This is a genomic window from Bacillus sp. TE9106W (assembly GCF_054062215.1).
In genome coordinates this window covers 90,190-106,030 of record NZ_JBSSFA010000002.1, presented here as the reverse complement: position 1 = coordinate 106,030, position 15,841 = coordinate 90,190, and the positions used below count along the sequence as shown (strand labels likewise).

The 15,841-nt window shown below is 36.2% G+C and carries 14 protein-coding genes and 1 riboswitch; of the genes, 7 read left to right on the top strand and 7 right to left on the bottom strand.

The genetic code is table 11. The features are described 5' to 3' along the window. Positions 1-259 precede the first annotated feature (259 nt). The 6 genes from gapN to ACVWY7_RS04070 all read left to right on the top strand — a co-directional run bounded on the left by gapN (position 260) and on the right by ACVWY7_RS04070 (position 8,063). Positions 260-1,699: an NADP-dependent glyceraldehyde-3-phosphate dehydrogenase gene (gene gapN, locus ACVWY7_RS04095; RefSeq protein ID WP_105989975.1), complete on the top strand. Its 1,440-nt coding sequence runs from the start codon at positions 260-262 to the stop codon at positions 1,697-1,699. 178 nt (positions 1,700-1,877) lie between these two features. Continuing rightward, a riboswitch (Lysine riboswitch) is annotated at positions 1,878-2,059 on the top strand. 147 nt (positions 2,060-2,206) lie between these two features. Then, positions 2,207-3,631: an amino acid permease gene (locus ACVWY7_RS04090; protein WP_017561815.1), complete on the top strand. Its 1,425-nt coding sequence runs from the start codon at positions 2,207-2,209 to the stop codon at positions 3,629-3,631. A 60-nt stretch (positions 3,632-3,691) separates the two neighbouring features. Next, positions 3,692-4,891 carry an ABC transporter permease gene (locus tag ACVWY7_RS04085; protein WP_105989976.1) on the top strand — a complete coding sequence of 400 codons (1,200 nt, stop codon included), beginning with the start codon at positions 3,692-3,694 and terminating at the stop codon, positions 4,889-4,891. 191 nt (positions 4,892-5,082) lie between these two features. Continuing rightward, positions 5,083-7,080 (top strand): catalase, encoded by a 1,998-nt coding sequence (locus tag ACVWY7_RS04080; RefSeq protein ID WP_142395596.1) that lies wholly within the window; start codon positions 5,083-5,085, stop codon positions 7,078-7,080. Between the two features lie 23 nt (positions 7,081-7,103). Then, entirely contained in the window at positions 7,104-7,619 is a 516-nt protein-coding gene (locus ACVWY7_RS04075; RefSeq protein ID WP_047956437.1) for a type 1 glutamine amidotransferase domain-containing protein, read from the top strand. A 240-nt stretch (positions 7,620-7,859) separates the two neighbouring features. Further along, on the top strand, positions 7,860-8,063 hold the full coding sequence (locus ACVWY7_RS04070) for a hypothetical protein (RefSeq protein WP_001063868.1): 204 nt from the start codon (positions 7,860-7,862) through the stop codon (positions 8,061-8,063). Between the two features lie 44 nt (positions 8,064-8,107). Here the strand turns inward: ACVWY7_RS04070 and ACVWY7_RS04065 are convergent, their stop codons facing one another. After that, positions 8,108-9,364 (bottom strand): MDR family MFS transporter, encoded by a 1,257-nt coding sequence (locus ACVWY7_RS04065; RefSeq protein WP_105989977.1) that lies wholly within the window; start codon positions 9,362-9,364, stop codon positions 8,108-8,110. A gap of 84 nt (positions 9,365-9,448) precedes the next feature. On the opposite strand from ACVWY7_RS04065, the gene ACVWY7_RS04060 reads away from it, so the two are divergent. After that, entirely contained in the window at positions 9,449-11,209 is a 1,761-nt protein-coding gene (locus tag ACVWY7_RS04060; RefSeq protein ID WP_144507795.1) for an SgrR family transcriptional regulator, read from the top strand. A 213-nt stretch (positions 11,210-11,422) separates the two neighbouring features. Here the strand turns inward: ACVWY7_RS04060 and ACVWY7_RS04055 are convergent, their stop codons facing one another. From ACVWY7_RS04055 to ACVWY7_RS04030, 6 genes are all read right to left on the bottom strand, one after another. After that, positions 11,423-12,625 (bottom strand): MFS transporter, encoded by a 1,203-nt coding sequence (locus ACVWY7_RS04055; RefSeq protein ID WP_000742951.1) that lies wholly within the window; start codon positions 12,623-12,625, stop codon positions 11,423-11,425. Positions 12,626-12,836: 211 nt separating this feature from the next. Next, complete coding sequence (locus ACVWY7_RS04050) at positions 12,837-13,415, bottom strand: TetR family transcriptional regulator (protein WP_073524703.1); 579 nt, start codon at positions 13,413-13,415, stop codon at positions 12,837-12,839. Positions 13,416-13,544: 129 nt separating this feature from the next. After that, complete coding sequence (locus ACVWY7_RS04045) at positions 13,545-13,859, bottom strand: DMT family transporter (protein WP_000539677.1); 315 nt, start codon at positions 13,857-13,859, stop codon at positions 13,545-13,547. Between the two features lie 2 nt (positions 13,860-13,861). Beyond that, a complete protein-coding gene (locus tag ACVWY7_RS04040) occupies positions 13,862-14,206 on the bottom strand; it encodes a DMT family transporter (RefSeq protein ID WP_000790627.1) in 345 nt (114 codons plus the stop codon). A gap of 359 nt (positions 14,207-14,565) precedes the next feature. Further along, positions 14,566-15,021 carry an N-acetyltransferase gene (locus tag ACVWY7_RS04035; protein WP_000686684.1) on the bottom strand — a complete coding sequence of 152 codons (456 nt, stop codon included), beginning with the start codon at positions 15,019-15,021 and terminating at the stop codon, positions 14,566-14,568. Between the two features lie 128 nt (positions 15,022-15,149). Beyond that, positions 15,150-15,644, bottom strand: coding sequence for an Lrp/AsnC family transcriptional regulator (locus tag ACVWY7_RS04030; RefSeq protein ID WP_000446106.1), 495 nt, complete (start codon positions 15,642-15,644; stop codon positions 15,150-15,152). Between the last annotated feature and the right edge of the window lie 197 nt (positions 15,645-15,841).

Here is a 15,841-nt window from a genome sequence, read left to right as displayed (position 1 = left end):
CGCACACCCCCTTCATTTATTTTCCATTTATAATCTTATAACTTTATTGAGTATTCTGTCAATTATTTTTTTTACAAATTGAATAAAAATATATGATCCATCATTTCGAAATAAGGGAATGTTCTGTAAGAAAGGGCATACAAAATAAAAACTTCATAAGAAATCGTTTTCACAAATATTTCATTTGAAAAATGTTATCAAACCCCATACAATCACCTTATACTCACTCTTACAAGTTGCTATTTTAGGAGGACTAATCATGACAACTAGCAATACGTACAAATTTTATTTAAATGGAGAATGGAGAGAAAGCTCTTCAGGAGAAACAATCGAAATTCCATCTCCATACTTACACGAAGTAATTGGACAAGTACAAGCAATTACTCGCGGAGAAGTAGATGAAGCAATTGCATCTGCAAAGGAAGCTCAAAAATCATGGGCGGAAGCTTCTCTACAAGATCGCGCAAAGTATTTATATAAATGGGCTGATGAGCTCGTAAATATGCAAGATGAAATTGCCGATATCATTATGAAAGAAGTCGGTAAAGGATATAAAGATGCGAAGAAAGAAGTTGTTCGTACAGCTGATTTCATTCGTTATACGATCGAAGAAGCTTTACATATGCACGGAGAAAGCATGATGGGCGATAGCTTCCCGGGCGGTACAAAATCAAAACTTGCGATTATCCAACGCGCACCACTTGGTGTTGTATTAGCAATCGCACCATTTAACTACCCAGTAAACTTATCTGCTGCAAAACTTGCACCAGCATTAATTATGGGTAACGCTGTTATTTTCAAACCAGCAACTCAAGGTGCAATTAGTGGTATTAAAATGGTGGAAGCACTTCATAAAGCTGGCCTTCCAAAAGGTCTTGTAAACGTAGCGACAGGACGTGGTTCTGTAATTGGTGACTACTTAGTAGAACACGAAGGCATCAATATGGTATCGTTCACAGGTGGTACAAACACAGGTAAACATTTAGCGAAAAAAGCTTCAATGATTCCACTTGTATTAGAACTTGGTGGTAAAGACCCTGGTATCGTTCGTGAAGATGCTGACTTACAAGATGCTGCAAACCATATCGTAAGCGGTGCATTCTCTTACTCTGGTCAACGTTGTACAGCTATTAAACGTGTACTTGTACACGAAAACGTAGCAGACGAGCTTGTTGGCTTATTAAAAGAACAAGTAGCTAAACTATCAGTTGGATCTCCAGAACAAGACAGCACAATCGTTCCATTAATCGACGATAAGTCTGCTGACTTCGTTCAAGGTTTAGTTGACGACGCTGTAGAAAAAGGTGCTACAATCATTATCGGTAACAAACGTGAGCGTAACTTAATTTACCCAACATTAATCGACCACGTAACAGAAGAAATGAAAGTTGCTTGGGAAGAGCCATTTGGCCCAATCCTTCCAATCATCCGCGTTTCTTCAGATGAGCAAGCGATTGAAATTGCTAACAAATCAGAGTTCGGTCTGCAAGCAAGTGTCTTCACAAAAGACATTAACAAAGCATTTGCAATTGCTAACAAAATCGAAACTGGTTCTGTTCAAATTAACGGACGCACAGAGCGCGGCCCTGACCACTTCCCATTCATCGGTGTAAAAGGTTCAGGTATGGGCGCACAAGGTATTCGTAAAAGCCTTGAGTCTATGACACGTGAAAAAGTAACTGTATTAAACTTAGTTTAATCTTATATGGAGAAGCTGATCTAGTTTTAGATCAGCTTCTTTTGATATCAAATAATTATTCATTTCTAATGACAAACTCTTCTCTATAATCTGATTATTACTATATCCATTGACGTATAAAAATTCATTTGTTACTCTTAAAGACGTTAATTTAATATTTAAATCCTCATTCGTATCTCGGTGAGGTAGAGGTTGCAGTCATTAAGAGTATCATTTCTGGAGATGTAGTGGCATTGATGAAGGAATGAGAAAGGAATGATTGCCGAAGTAAGTTGTGTCCACCATGCACACTTGCTGGGTCTGCATTTAATAAGTGCAGAACTGTCACAAACGTTTCGTTTGTGGAGAGCTATCGAGAGGTATGTCGTGGGTTTCTTATAAGATAGAAAGCATGTAGCGGCAAATTACGTGCTTTTTTTGTTTTGTTTGGAACTTCTCTTCCTGACTCAGGAAGACATACATATCTCCTCGCTTGACTTGGTTATACTAACTTTGGAGGTATTTTCTATGCAACAAAAAAAATGGGGCTTTTGGGTACTCACAGCTTTCGTTGTCGGTAATATGGTTGGCGCTGGGATTTTCATGGTGCCAAGTACGTTGGCACAAACAGCAAGCCCTCTCGGTGTCACATTAGCTTGGTTAACAACAGGGTTTGGTGTTTTAATGCTAGCTCTTGTTTTCGGTAATTTAGCAATTCGTCGTCCTGATTTAACGACAGGACCACAAAGTCATGCATATGCTTTATTCTCAACACCAAAAAAGAAAAAAATGGCTGGTTTCAGTATGGTATGGGGATATTGGGTTGCAAACTGGGCAAGTAACGTTGCTATCATTACATCATTTGCGGGATATTTATCACTCTTCTTCCCAATTATGAAAGATACACGACTGCTATTTTCAATCGGTTCTTTTAACATAGAAGTCGGAAAACTAATTACATTTACCATTTGTTCCATCTTACTTTGGGGAACTCATGTTATTTTAACAAACGGTGTAAGCGGAGCTGGAAAGCTAAACTTCTTAGCAACAACAACGAAAGTAACTGGATTCCTTTTATTCATCGTCGTTACTTTATTTGCATTCGAAGCTTCTAAGTTTGGACAATGGTACACACCGATGATCGATAAATCAGGTGTATCACACGGCCTTCTTTCGCAAGTAAATTTAGCTGCTCTTACAACGCTTTGGGCATTTATCGGAATTGAATCAGCCGTTCTTTTATCAAACCGTGCTGTTTCTCCAAAAACAGTAAAACGCGCAACAGTTGCGGGATTACTTATTACAGTTGCGATTTACTTAGGAATTACAATTTTAACAATGGGTGTACTTCACGTTGATACATTACAAGCCTCAGAACGTCCGTTAGCAGATGCATTAAATGCTGCAATGGGTCACGGCGGCGGGAAACTGATGGCATTACTTGCTCTTACTTCCCTGTTCGGTTCGATTTTAGGCTGGATTTTATTAAGCTCAGAAGTACCATATCAAGCAGCAAAAGAAGGTTTCTTCCCTTCCTTCTTCGCAAAAACAAACAAAAAAGGAAGTCCAATTTATTCATTACGATTAACAAACATTATGTCACAAGTGTTCTTATTCTCAACATTATCAGGAACAATTGCGGAAGCTTATACATTCGTTATTACCGTATCAACACTCGCCTATCTCATCCCATATCTCGTTTCACCAATCTTCCAGTTAAAACTAGTCGCTACTGGTGAGACGTATAAAAATGAAATGCGGGCAAGAATTACGGACGGTATAGTTGCAGTAATTGCACTTTGCTACGCACTATGGGTTATTAAAACGGGTGCATCCGATATAAAAACGTTCCTTCTCGGAATTGGTTTATTCGTAATCGGCTTTGCTTTCTATCCATTAATGAATCGTGATCAGAAAAAAAATAACGAAAAGAAAGACGGGCAAGTTGCATAACGCAATTTGCTCGTTTTTTCTTTTGCAAAACATATATAATAGAACAAAGAGGTGAAAAACATGTCAATCGAATCACTATGGAGCAGCCGTTTCCAACAATATATGCAAAATATCATTACATACTTTGCACGTATGATTAACGGTTTACTATATAGCTTTATCTTTATTTCATGCGTTGGCGCATACTACTATGCCCAGTTTCTAAAAACATCTCCTTCTAAAGGAATATCTTTACTACTCATCACGATTGTACTTACATTCATTATAACGAGATGCCCTATTCGTACATTTATTCAAAAACCTGACGCTGTCTATTTACTAGCACTAGAAGAGAAATTAACTTCTTATTTCAAAAAATCTCTTCTATATAATTACATCATGCAGCTTTTCCCATTATTATTTACGTTCCTTATTCTCGTTCCACTTGCACTTCAATCATTACAATTAACTGTACCTTTCTTATGTACAATCTTTATCGTTTTAATGGTTACGAAAGCTTGGAACATATACATACATTGGATGTGGCGTGATCGTCACGAAAAAAACATATGGCTGATCATTCGTATCACTTGTAACGCCCTCCTTATTTACATGCTGTTTTATGCAGCAAATGTTCTCATATTGGGCGGATTACTCTTACTACTTGCTTTCCTGCTTCTATACACGAACAAACAGCCTACAAAACGAATACCGTGGGATTACATAATTGAGCAAGAAGAAAAAATGAACGTTCGTTTTTATCAATTTGCTAGCATCTTCACCGATGTTCCGCAACTGAATAAGCAAGTAAATAAAAGAAAATGGCTTACAAATTGGATTGAACCTTTATTACATAAAAAACGAGCAACTTTCTTCTATTTACATACACTCGCGTTTTTACGCGGGAATGATTATTTCGGTATATATATTCGCTTAGGGCTGATTGGTGCCTTCGCCTTATATTTTATCCCAAACATATACGTAAAAGGCGCTATCGCATACATCGTCCTATATATGATTTCTATGCAGCTCCGTTCCCTATGGAAATATTTTTCGGGAAATATTATTGTAGCATTATATCCAATTGATACTGAAAAACGAATGAATCAATTTCTTCGCTTAATCTTTATATTGCTAAGCATTCAGCTCATTATATTTTCAATTGTTATACTCATTGCTACGGGACAATTACTACATGCTTTGATTATTATGGTAATCGGGGTAATCTGGATCAAATTTATTATTGTACCAAAAACGAAGCAACGAATTTCCGCATTTTAACGAAAAGAAATATCTTAAAAGCCAAGGAGCGAATAATTTTTCTCCTTGGCTTTTTTATTTTTCTTCCTCAAACAAGAATCACTGAAACAACCGATATTTTTTGATTTTTACATACAAAAACGATAATACATGTTTACGTCCTAATAAAAAGGGTATCTATTAATTAACAAAGTAAAGGAGGGGCCTATATTGTGAATAAAAAAATGGAGCAATTGGAACACCACGTTACGGATAATCAACGCAAACATGCTTTAACAACAAACCAAGGGGTAAAAATAGCTGAAGATGAATTTTCTTTAAAGATGGGCTTAAGAGGCCCAACCTTAATGGAGGATTTCCACTTTCGCGAGAAAATGACCCATTTTGATCACGAACGAATTCCCGAAAGAATTGTTCATGCACGCGGAGTTGGCGCTCATGGTTATTTTCAGCTTTATGAATCGTTAGAAGCATATACGAAAGCAGATTTTCTTACTAATCCTTCAAAGAAAACACCTGTATTTGTACGTTTCTCAACCGTTCAAGGTTCTAAAGGATCCAACGACACAGTAAGAGATGTACGCGGATTCGCCACAAAATTTTATACAGATGAAGGGAACTACGATTTAGTAGGTAATAATATGCCAGTATTCTTTATCCAAGATGCTATTAAATTTCCTGATTTTGTCCATGCGGTTAAACCAGAACCACATAATGACATTCCTCAGGGGGCTAGCGCTCATGATACCTTTTGGGATTTTGTTGCACATAATCCTGAGTCCACTCATATGGTCATGTGGCAAATGAGCGACCGTGCTATTCCGCGTAGTTTACGAATGATGGAAGGTTTTGGAGTTCACACATTTCGACTCATTAACGCAGAAGGAAAAGCCCATTTCGTAAAGTTTCACTGGAAACCTGCTCTTGGAGTTCATTCATTCGTGTGGGATGAGGCTCAAAAGATTGCTGGGAAAAATCCTGATTTCCATCGTCAAGATTTATATGAAGCAATTGAAAAAGGGGATTATCCGGAATGGGAGCTCGGATTACAGCTAATTCCAGAAGAAGATGAGCATGCATTTGATTTTGATATTTTAGATCCAACGAAATTATGGCCGGAAGAAGAAGTTCCTGTAAAACTAGTTGGTAAAATGACATTGAACAAAAATGTTGATAACTTCTTTGCGGAAACGGAGCAGGTAGCTTTCCACCCTGGTCATGTCGTACCAGGTATTGATTTTTCAAATGACCCTCTTCTGCAAGGAAGATTATTCTCCTATACAGATACACAATTATCTCGTTTAGGAGGCCCTAATTTCCATCAAATCCCTATTAACCAGCCCGTATGTCCTTTTCATAATAATCAACGTGATGGTATGCATCAAATGCAAATTCATCGCGGTCAAACAAGCTATCATCCTAATGGCTTAAATGACAATCAACCAGCAACCGTGCAAGCTGAACAGGGCGGATATGAGCATTATCAAGAAAAGATTGATGGACATAAAATTAGAGGCCGCAGTAAAAGCTTCCTTAACTTTTATTCGCAAGCTAAACTTTTCTACAATAGTATGAGCCCTATTGAAAAGCAGCACATAAAAGATGCATTTTGCTTTGAAGTTGGGAAGTGCAAATCAGACATGGTGAAGGCAAATGTAATTACTCTACTGAATCATGTCGATCGTCAATTAGCAAAAGAAGTTGCTAACATTGTTGGAGCTCCCTTGCCTAAGGAAAATCACGAAGTAAATTCAGATGCCAAATCACCTGCACTAAGTATGTCCAATACTATTTTTAAAACTGATTCTAAAAATGTTGCAATTGTATTAAATGGTGACCCAAGCGTCTCCCTTCTGTCCGAATGGATTCAAGCTTTTGCACAGCATCGCATTAACTATAGCATCATAGATAATAAAATTCATCATTTCAATGATTCCATTAAAGTAACGGATACTTATACAACAGCAGACTCTGTACTTTTTGATGCGGTATTAGTGTTTAGTAGTGAATCTGCCATTCAACCCCCTGTTTTAGAATTTGCAGAAACTACTTTTAAACACTTTAAACCGATAGCCTATGTCCTAAGTAATCCTCATGCTTTGGACAATAGTAAAATTAAATTAGATGGAGCTGGAATTTACAACTTAGCAAACACTTCAATTGAATCATTTATAGAAGGCATTGCCCAAGGACGATTTTGGAATCGATAATATAATATAAGGAGCGGATTAAAATGAGTAAAAAAATTGCTATTTTAATAACGGATTATTTCGAGGACACAGAATACACAGAGCCAGCAGAAGCTTTTAAACAAAAGGGATATGAATTAACAACTATTGAAGCAGAAAAAGGTAAAACGGTACACGGTAAACAAGGAAAAAGCGAAGTCGTAATTGATAAAGGTATCGATGATGTTTCTCCAGAAAACTTTGATGCACTCTTCATACCAGGCGGATTTTCTCCAGATATACTTCGTGCAGATGAGCGTTTCGTTCGCTTTAGTAAAGCATTTATGGATGCGGAAAAACCTGTTTTCGCTATTTGTCACGGACCTCAGCTACTCATCACTGCGCAAACACTTGAAGGACGTGATGTCACTGGATATAAATCTATTGAAGTCGATTTAAAAAACGCCGGTGGAAACTTTCACGATAAAGAAGTAGTCGTATGCCAAAATCAGCTAGTAACAAGTAGACAACCGGAAGACATCCCAGCGTTTATCGAAGAATCGTTACGTATATTGAGATAGTTATTAGAGGTTAATCAAAGTAGCTATTTTGCTACTTTGATTAACCTTTTTATTTGTATGAAAAACAAAAAAGAATCTTATTTTTAATGATCTTGTCATACCCCCTCTTTTCTCTCCCAAAAACTTCTAATCACTTTTCATAGGCAGTTCTCATATAGTGAAAATGACTATACGATTCCTATCCATAAGTTAAATAATGATTTTACAAATATATAAATACAAAAGATGGGAGCCTTATTTATGAATAACAATCCACCTTCAACGCCCCCAAATCCTACAGAAACAAATAATCGTGAAGTGAGCTTACAAACGTTACGCGTCATCGGGCTTATCGTACTGATTAGTGGCTACATATTAGTCGCTCTTTCTGAAGTAGGAACGCTAAAAAATCTTTTGCTACAGCCAAATACTACTCCAAATTTAGCTGAAGTTGATCCGTTTTAAAATTCATATGAAAAGCAATTCTTAGCATCGCTTTTCATATAGTTTTATCCAATCTGAGAAATCTGCCTCTCATACTTCTCTTTCCCTATCGCCTTCATAAATAATAAAATACTGCTCATACCAACGATAAAGTACAGAGCACTCATGCCCCAAGATGCGATAAATGAACCTAGCATAACACCTAATGCCCCGTTCATTTTTGCCACTTGAAAGACCATTCCGTTAATTGCCATATATGAACCTCTCGCCTCATTTGGCACCATATCTGCCATAATAGATTGGCGCACTGGCACATACATCATCTCGCCTACCGTTTGGAAAAGCCCTGCAAATAATAAAATCCATAAGCTATTGCTCGTTCCGAGTATTGTAAATCCAATTGTATAAATGAATAAGCCTACATATAAGATTTTCAAATCGTTGAAGCTTTTTAGCATTTTAATAAGAAGTGCTGAACATAACACAACTAAAATTGTATTCTCTGCTGAAATCCAGCTCATCATTCGAATACCTGTTAACTCAAACGTAACACCATTCCCAAAGAAAAAGTGCACCGTTTCAAATTCCTGCTGCAAACGTACTCCTAAATAATTATTAACCTGAAACTCTAAAGATAATGTACATATACTTGCTGCACAAAAAATTAAAAATGCTCTATCCTTCATTACGACTTTATAACTATCCGCCATATCTTTTAATACATTTTTCTTCTCCACCGTTTTCCGTGCTACATACACTTCTTCCATATATACAGCCATCACATATAAAGTAATAACTGCAATCACTGTTAATCCGATAAACAATTGCAATCTATAGTTCTCAAATAGTAATCCGCCAAATATCGCTCCAATCGCAATGGATAAATTAATTGCCCAATAGTTAATGCTGTACATCACTTTTCGATTTTCCGGTGTACTCACATCAATTAACATCGCCTCTGTCGCAGGATTCATAAGTCCAGATCCTAGGCTATTCACTAGCATAAATACAAATGTGAGCCACGGTGAATCTACGTAATCCGAATTTGCAATCCCCATACAAGCAATGGAAATGACTTGTATACTTTGACCGATAATCATCACCTTTTTACGACCAAGCCGATCTCCAACATATCCACCGTATAAACCAATTACTAATGAAGCCATGACATTAATGAGTAGTAACGCACCAGCGATCGCGCTACCTAATTTTATTGAAAAATAAATCGCCATAAATGGAAAAATCATCGTGGATACAGTACGTGTTAAAAACGAAGTTATAATTCTAATTTTTATATTTCGATGCATACTCCAAAATCCCATTGTTTCCCCCTCCTTATGCTTACTTATTTTACTTTGAAAAAAAGGAAGAAAAAGGTTAGAATATTCTAAAGAGTTTCCCCTTTTATGATAGAAGGAAGTGTATATATGAAAATTATGGACTATTACATTAGACTAAGACTACATGCACAAGATCAACAACATATACGAAATAGCTTACAAGAATTAGCGGATGTTTTATATTGCAGTACGAAAAACGTAAAGATTTTATTAAAGAAAATGAGCGAGGAGCAATTAATTAGGTGGACTCCAGGGCGAGGACGCGGAAATAAAACGGAAATTCTATTTTCACATACTTTCGTAGAAGCTATTGAATCCTATACAGATGAACTGTTAGCACAAGAAAAATTAAAGGACGTTTTTCTTCTTTTAAAAGAACCTCTCCCCCCTGCACTTCAAAAAAAGATAGAAAATAAACTACATCATCATTTTGGATACGAACCTTCAAGTGATATGTACGACATTTTAAAGATTCCTATATCGAGAAAGATATTCCCATTAGATCCGGCTTTTGTGGCTGTAACTACAGAGAGCCATCTTACGAGTCAAATTTTTGATACGTTAGTCGTTTATAACGATGTTACGGAAAAAATGGAGCCACACATTGCGCATACGTGGGAATTAAGTGAAGACGGGCTTACGTGGACTTTTTATTTACGAAAGGATATTCATTTTCATAACGAAACAGTTTTAACTTCTAAAGATGTACAATTTTCATTTGAAAGACTAAAAGAAGTTCACTCTCCTTTCGAATGGTTAACAGAAGAAATTGTTCAAATTGAAACACCATCACCACTGCAAATAAGGTTCCATTTAGCAAAACCCAACCTTTTTTTCTTACACTATGTAAGTTCCATACAACTAGCAATTTTACCGCGTGATGTGAGTATCGAAAATCATCATTATATAGGTACCGGACCTTTCAAACTTACTCATTACTCTGAAGATAATATCGTACTCGAAGCATTCACTCATTATTTTAAAGAGCGCGCATTATTAGACCGTATTGAATTTTGGGGTATTCCGGATCATGTACAAATCGATGCTGATTATGAACTACCAAATGAAGAGGAAAATGAAAGACATAATATACAAATAGAAGAAATAGGTTGTATTTATGCTGGCTTCAACTTTACAAAACCTGGTCCTCATCACGACATGTACTTTCGAAAAGCTTGGAGAGAACTATATGACGTTGAAACGATACTTCGTAGCATAGAAGGAAGACGAACAATTGCTGCATCAAGCTTTTTCCCTGAAAGAAGTCGTCAAGCTTCTAAAAGATCTTACTCTTTAGAAAAAGCGAAAGAGTATTTAAAAAAGAGCACTTATAACGGAGAGACGATACATATTTACTTCTTCGCATTTAAAGATAGTGCAAATGATGCATATTTCCTAAAAGAACGATGTGAAAGTTTAGGTATACAAGTAGAGCTTCACCCATTTCTCGTCTCAGATTATATGGATCGCTCTATTGATCAACATGCCGATATTATTTTCATGGGAGAAGTATTTGCTGCCGATCATGAACTTGCATTCTTAAATGTATTTAAAAATAAAAGCTGCTTCGTAAACCGGTTCATGGACCCGCACTATGAAAAACAAATTAACTGTTTACTTGATACATTTTTATTAGAAGAAAATAAAGAGAAACGCTATGAGCTCATGTATGAGATCGAAGAATTTTTACAAGCAGAACACATCATTTTATTTAACTATCACGTTTTAAAAAGAAAAACATATCCTTCTTCTTTAAAAAACGTGACGATTGATTCATTCGGTTGGGCAAATTTTGCGAAGTTGTGGATACAGCCATCCACGTATTAAATTATTAGGGCTTTTATAAAAGGAGAAAAACATGAAACGCACCTTAGAAAAAAGATTTTCAACGTATTTCATAAAATAAAACTTTATTAGTGAGAATTTTGTTCATCACTACCAATTATTCACCCGCACCATTCAGGCTTTTACAGGCAGCCCGACTCCCACAGACATAGCAGGATAAAACAAAAACCCCCTTACCGTCGTAAGGGGGGGTTATTACTTCGCAAAACTCTCAGCTAGCTGTTTCTCTCTCCACATAAATGTAATAGCGAGACCAACTATTAAGACAACTCCTGAAAATGCATATGGATAATGAATATTCATATCAAATAATATTCCACCCATCGCTGGTCCTGCGATATTTCCTAAACTCGTATAAGTCGAGTTCATACCAGCAACGAATCCTTGCTCTTTTCCAGCTGCTTTCGATAAAAACGTCGTTAAAGCTGGACGAAGTAAATCAAATGCAAGGAAAATAAAGCACGTAACGAGAAGTACAATCCAATAATTAAAGACGACAGTTGAAACGAATGCTAATACTGCACCTACAATTAAACAGATTTGAATTAACACTTTTTCACCGAACATATCAACTAATTTTCCAAACATAAATACTTGCACAACTACCCCAAAGATGGAACTAATTGTAATAATTGCCGCGATATCTTTCGGTGTGAACCCAAACTTATGATCAGAAAACAGACTAAACACAGTTTCATACGCCGATAAACCGAATGCAAGTACAAATACGATAATAAATGCAATTGCATACATTGGATGTAATGATTTCTTTAAATCACCAATAAAGCTTGATTCTTTCGTATTAGAAGAAATCTCTGCAAGCTCTTCTTTCGTTAACGGTTCTTTTAAAATAAAGATCGAAATGACACATGCTATAAAAGCAATTGCTGCTGCAACGAAAAACGGCACACGTATACCGTACTCTGCAATAAATCCGCCAATTCCAGGTCCTATAATAAAGCCAGTACTAATAGCAGCAGATAAATATCCCATCGCCTTTGGACGTTCCTGCATAGATGTAATATCCGCAACATACGCCGTAACACCAGGCATAATAAACGCAGCACTAATTCCGCCTAACACCCGTGCTACATAAAGCATCCATACATCTGTTCCTAATCCGAAAAGAAGCTCTGAAACACCAAAAATAAATAATCCAATGATTATCATTTTCTTCCTACCGTAAAGGTCGACCCACCGGCCTGTAATAGGTGAAGCGATAAGCTGAGCCATTGCGAATACTGCAACGAGATACCCCATCGTCTTCCCTGTTAAATGCATATCATTCATAAAAGACGGCATAACCGGAATAATTAATCCAATCCCTAAAAAAGCGATAAATATATTACTCAAAAGAATAACCAATACCATCTTTTGTTCTTTTATCGGTTTCTTCACTTTTTAACACCTCTTCCCGTAAGTTCCTCTCAAAAAATAATGCCCAAGAAGCTTTTTCTTTATCCTGCTATTTATGGGCTAATAATGAGTGAAGATGCCCCACTCATTAGAATTTCACTCTATCCTTTCACACATACATAAGTATTAGGTGAATGACTATCATTCAGTTTTCCTCAAAAATGAACCTACCTTTTCAGACAGGTTCATCCCACTATTTCTTTATATGTAGTGCATGTGTTAAAAAATCTAGTACTTCTGCCTTTTGCAAATCCACTTGCTCATCATCTTTATGATCATATAAATAAACTTGTTCCGCTGCTGATTCAACAAGAGCAATAAATAACTTCGCTGTTCGCTCTGCGTGTACCGACTCACGAATTTCACCGGCTTCTTTCGCCTCACTTAAAAATTCACTTAGCCACATATAAAGAGGCTCATACACAGCTTCCCATTCTTTTATATGTTCTGTAGATGCAAGACCCGCATACATTAAAGCTTGTATTTCACGATATTCCTCTATGAAGTGAAACACCGCATCTATTACTTGCGTAACTTTACTTGAGAAAGGCGCATCATTTTGCACTTTCTCTTTCACCGCAAGTATCATCTTTTCAACCATCACTTCTGCTATTGCAGGCATAACAGATAACTTAGAAGGAAAATATAAATAGAAAGTGCCTTGTGCAATGCCAGCCAATTTCACGATATCAGAAATCTTCGTTTTTTCAACGCCCTTTTCCTGAAACACTTCAATCGCTGCATAGACAATTTTTTCTTTTTTATTCATCATCTAAATCCTTTCAAACACGTATTGAATGACTGTCACTCATTTTATAGAATAACTAGCTATACTGTCAATTATCGTGTACTTTTTACAATAAAAATCTCCTAACAACTTGTTAGGAGATACAGTATATCTTTACGAAAGAGCCTTTAATCCTGTCACGCCGCATACAATAAGAGCCACACTAATGATACGCGCTTTACTTTTCGACTCACCAAACAGGAACATGTTTAATAAAACGGCTCCTGCTGTTCCAATACCAATCCAAACCGCATACGCGACACTGACTTGTAAGAATAAGAAAGATGTATACAAGAATGCGAAGGATGTAGCAAAGCCACCTATATAAAGTGCCCCATTTGCTACCGTTTTATCTTTACTATACATTTTAAGGCCAATCACACCGACTATTTCACTAATTGCAGCACAAAATACGAAAAACCAACCCATCTTTAAGCAGCTCCTTCCACAGTTTCTTCTTTATTATCAGCTAGCTTTAAACCGATAACGCCAGCTACAACCATTACGATAAAGAATAATTTCCCTACACTGAAACTTCCGCCGAAAAGGAATACATCCATTAAGAAAGTACCTACCGTACCAGCTCCGGCAAAAATGGCATATACAGTTCCTGTTGCAAGATGTTCACAAGCTTTAGAAAGGAAGTAAAAATCAACAGCGATAACTCCTAAAATAACAATCCAATGCCACCAAGTATTAGCCGTGTTAAAACCAAACACCCAAAAAATTTCAAAGATACATGTTAATATGACATATAACCAAGCTTTATTTTTCATACCTCTCACCTCTTATGACTGACTATCAGTCATTTTTTGTTTAAAAAAATATATTCTTTCATCTCTACTATATAAAAACAACTATCATCCTCATTTACCATTTATATTTGTTCCGTTTCCAAGCAAACTACATCCTGCTATTTTTCAAAAATGACTGAATGTCATTCACATGTATTGTACATGAATATTTTAAAAACTGTCAATGCCGAAAGTTTATTTAAAATTTCTTTCATCCGATTTGTATATTTCCTAATAATCTGTCAATACTGCTAGTAACATAATATTTTCTCCACTCCCCCTTGGAGAGATCCCTTAAATAGAGCAGTTAGCTTTTGCTAGCTGCTCTTATTTCTTTTGCTTCACCCAACATACCGAATCATCGCCACCTCATCACAATAATCAACCTTTGGACAATGTCTACAATCAATCCATACCTTTTCTGGCAATGCATCTCTATTCACAAAATCAAACCCGCACTTTTGAAAAAATTCCGTTTCATATGTTAAAGAAATAACTCTACTCACTTTTATTTTCGCTGCCTCATTTATTACATGGTTTACTAACATACGTCCGATTCCTTTTCCTGCATATGTATGCGAAACGACTAACGATCGTACTTCTGCAAGGTCCTCCCCTAATACATGTAAACCAGCAACTCCAACGATTTCTCCCTCTTCTTTCACAACATACAAACATTGTAAGTATTGATAGAGAGATAAAAGAGAACGCGGTAAAACCACTCCCTCTTTTGCGTAAACCTCAATGAGACCATAAATTCCTTTCACATCACTCGTAACCGCATTACAGATTTTCATATGCTATCCCCTTGCCCCCAATATTAATATTTATAACCCAAAATGAATTTTAATACATAATTTTATATAATAATACATCTCTCTTTTCTTCTCGTCAATCACTTTATACAAACAAAAAACCAAGCAATCTAATCGATGCTCGGTTCCTCATTTCGTATCGGTAATACCGTCGAATATTTAATTTCACGAAGTGCTAAACTCGTCTGTATCCTTGTAATACCAAGCTTATTTAGCTTTCTAATAAACTGTTCCAGCTCTTTACGATCACGATTTGCAACCTTTAATAAATAATCATACTCCCCTGTTAAACAGTGACATTCTAACACTTCCGGCATCGCTTCTAATTCTTTTTCCAACACTTCAAGTTTATCCGATTGATGAATATTCGTACTCATAAAAATGAAGCATAACAAGTCAAAACCAAGCTTTTCTTGATTTAAAATAGCTACTTGCTTATCAATGAACCCTTCCCCATCTAACCGTTTAATTCTTGCATGCATTGCAGCTGGTGATAAATTAACACGTCGCGCAAGCTCTGCATTACTTACTTGTGATTCTTTCTGCAATATATCTAAAATTTGTACATCTAAATCATCCAACACTTTAATAACAGACGATTCCATTATAATCCCCCTTTTTCTTACCGATGATTATTCGAAAAAACACCTTATAACTTATATAAAATTGAATATCTTTCTTTAAATAGCTTTTATAACAAAACATTTTATCGACTTTTATCCATTATACAAAAGAATATATTACACAATAAAGAAAAATGTTAAAATTATTTACAATTCAAATTGATTACAACAAAGGGGAT

What these genes read in the sequence shown, in the direction of transcription:
- gapN (WP_105989975.1), top strand. Translation starts at nt 260, where the DNA reads ATGACAACTAGCAATACGTACAAATTTTATTTAAATGGAGAATGGAGA.
- ACVWY7_RS04075 (WP_047956437.1), top strand. Translation starts at nt 7,104, where the DNA reads ATGAGTAAAAAAATTGCTATTTTAATAACGGATTATTTCGAGGACACA.
- ACVWY7_RS04050 (WP_073524703.1), bottom strand. Translation starts at nt 13,415, where the DNA reads ATGATGAATAAAAAAGAAAAAATTGTCTATGCAGCGATTGAAGTGTTT.
- ACVWY7_RS04060 (WP_144507795.1), top strand. Translation starts at nt 9,449, where the DNA reads ATGATAGAAGGAAGTGTATATATGAAAATTATGGACTATTACATTAGA.
- ACVWY7_RS04085 (WP_105989976.1), top strand. Translation starts at nt 3,692, where the DNA reads ATGTCAATCGAATCACTATGGAGCAGCCGTTTCCAACAATATATGCAA.
- ACVWY7_RS04065 (WP_105989977.1), bottom strand. Translation starts at nt 9,364, where the DNA reads ATGGGATTTTGGAGTATGCATCGAAATATAAAAATTAGAATTATAACT.
- ACVWY7_RS04040 (WP_000790627.1), bottom strand. Translation starts at nt 14,206, where the DNA reads ATGAAAAATAAAGCTTGGTTATATGTCATATTAACATGTATCTTTGAA.
- ACVWY7_RS04070 (WP_001063868.1), top strand. Translation starts at nt 7,860, where the DNA reads ATGAATAACAATCCACCTTCAACGCCCCCAAATCCTACAGAAACAAAT.
- ACVWY7_RS04045 (WP_000539677.1), bottom strand. Translation starts at nt 13,859, where the DNA reads ATGGGTTGGTTTTTCGTATTTTGTGCTGCAATTAGTGAAATAGTCGGT.
- ACVWY7_RS04090 (WP_017561815.1), top strand. Translation starts at nt 2,207, where the DNA reads ATGCAACAAAAAAAATGGGGCTTTTGGGTACTCACAGCTTTCGTTGTC.
- ACVWY7_RS04035 (WP_000686684.1), bottom strand. Translation starts at nt 15,021, where the DNA reads ATGAAAATCTGTAATGCGGTTACGAGTGATGTGAAAGGAATTTATGGT.
- ACVWY7_RS04030 (WP_000446106.1), bottom strand. Translation starts at nt 15,644, where the DNA reads ATGGAATCGTCTGTTATTAAAGTGTTGGATGATTTAGATGTACAAATT.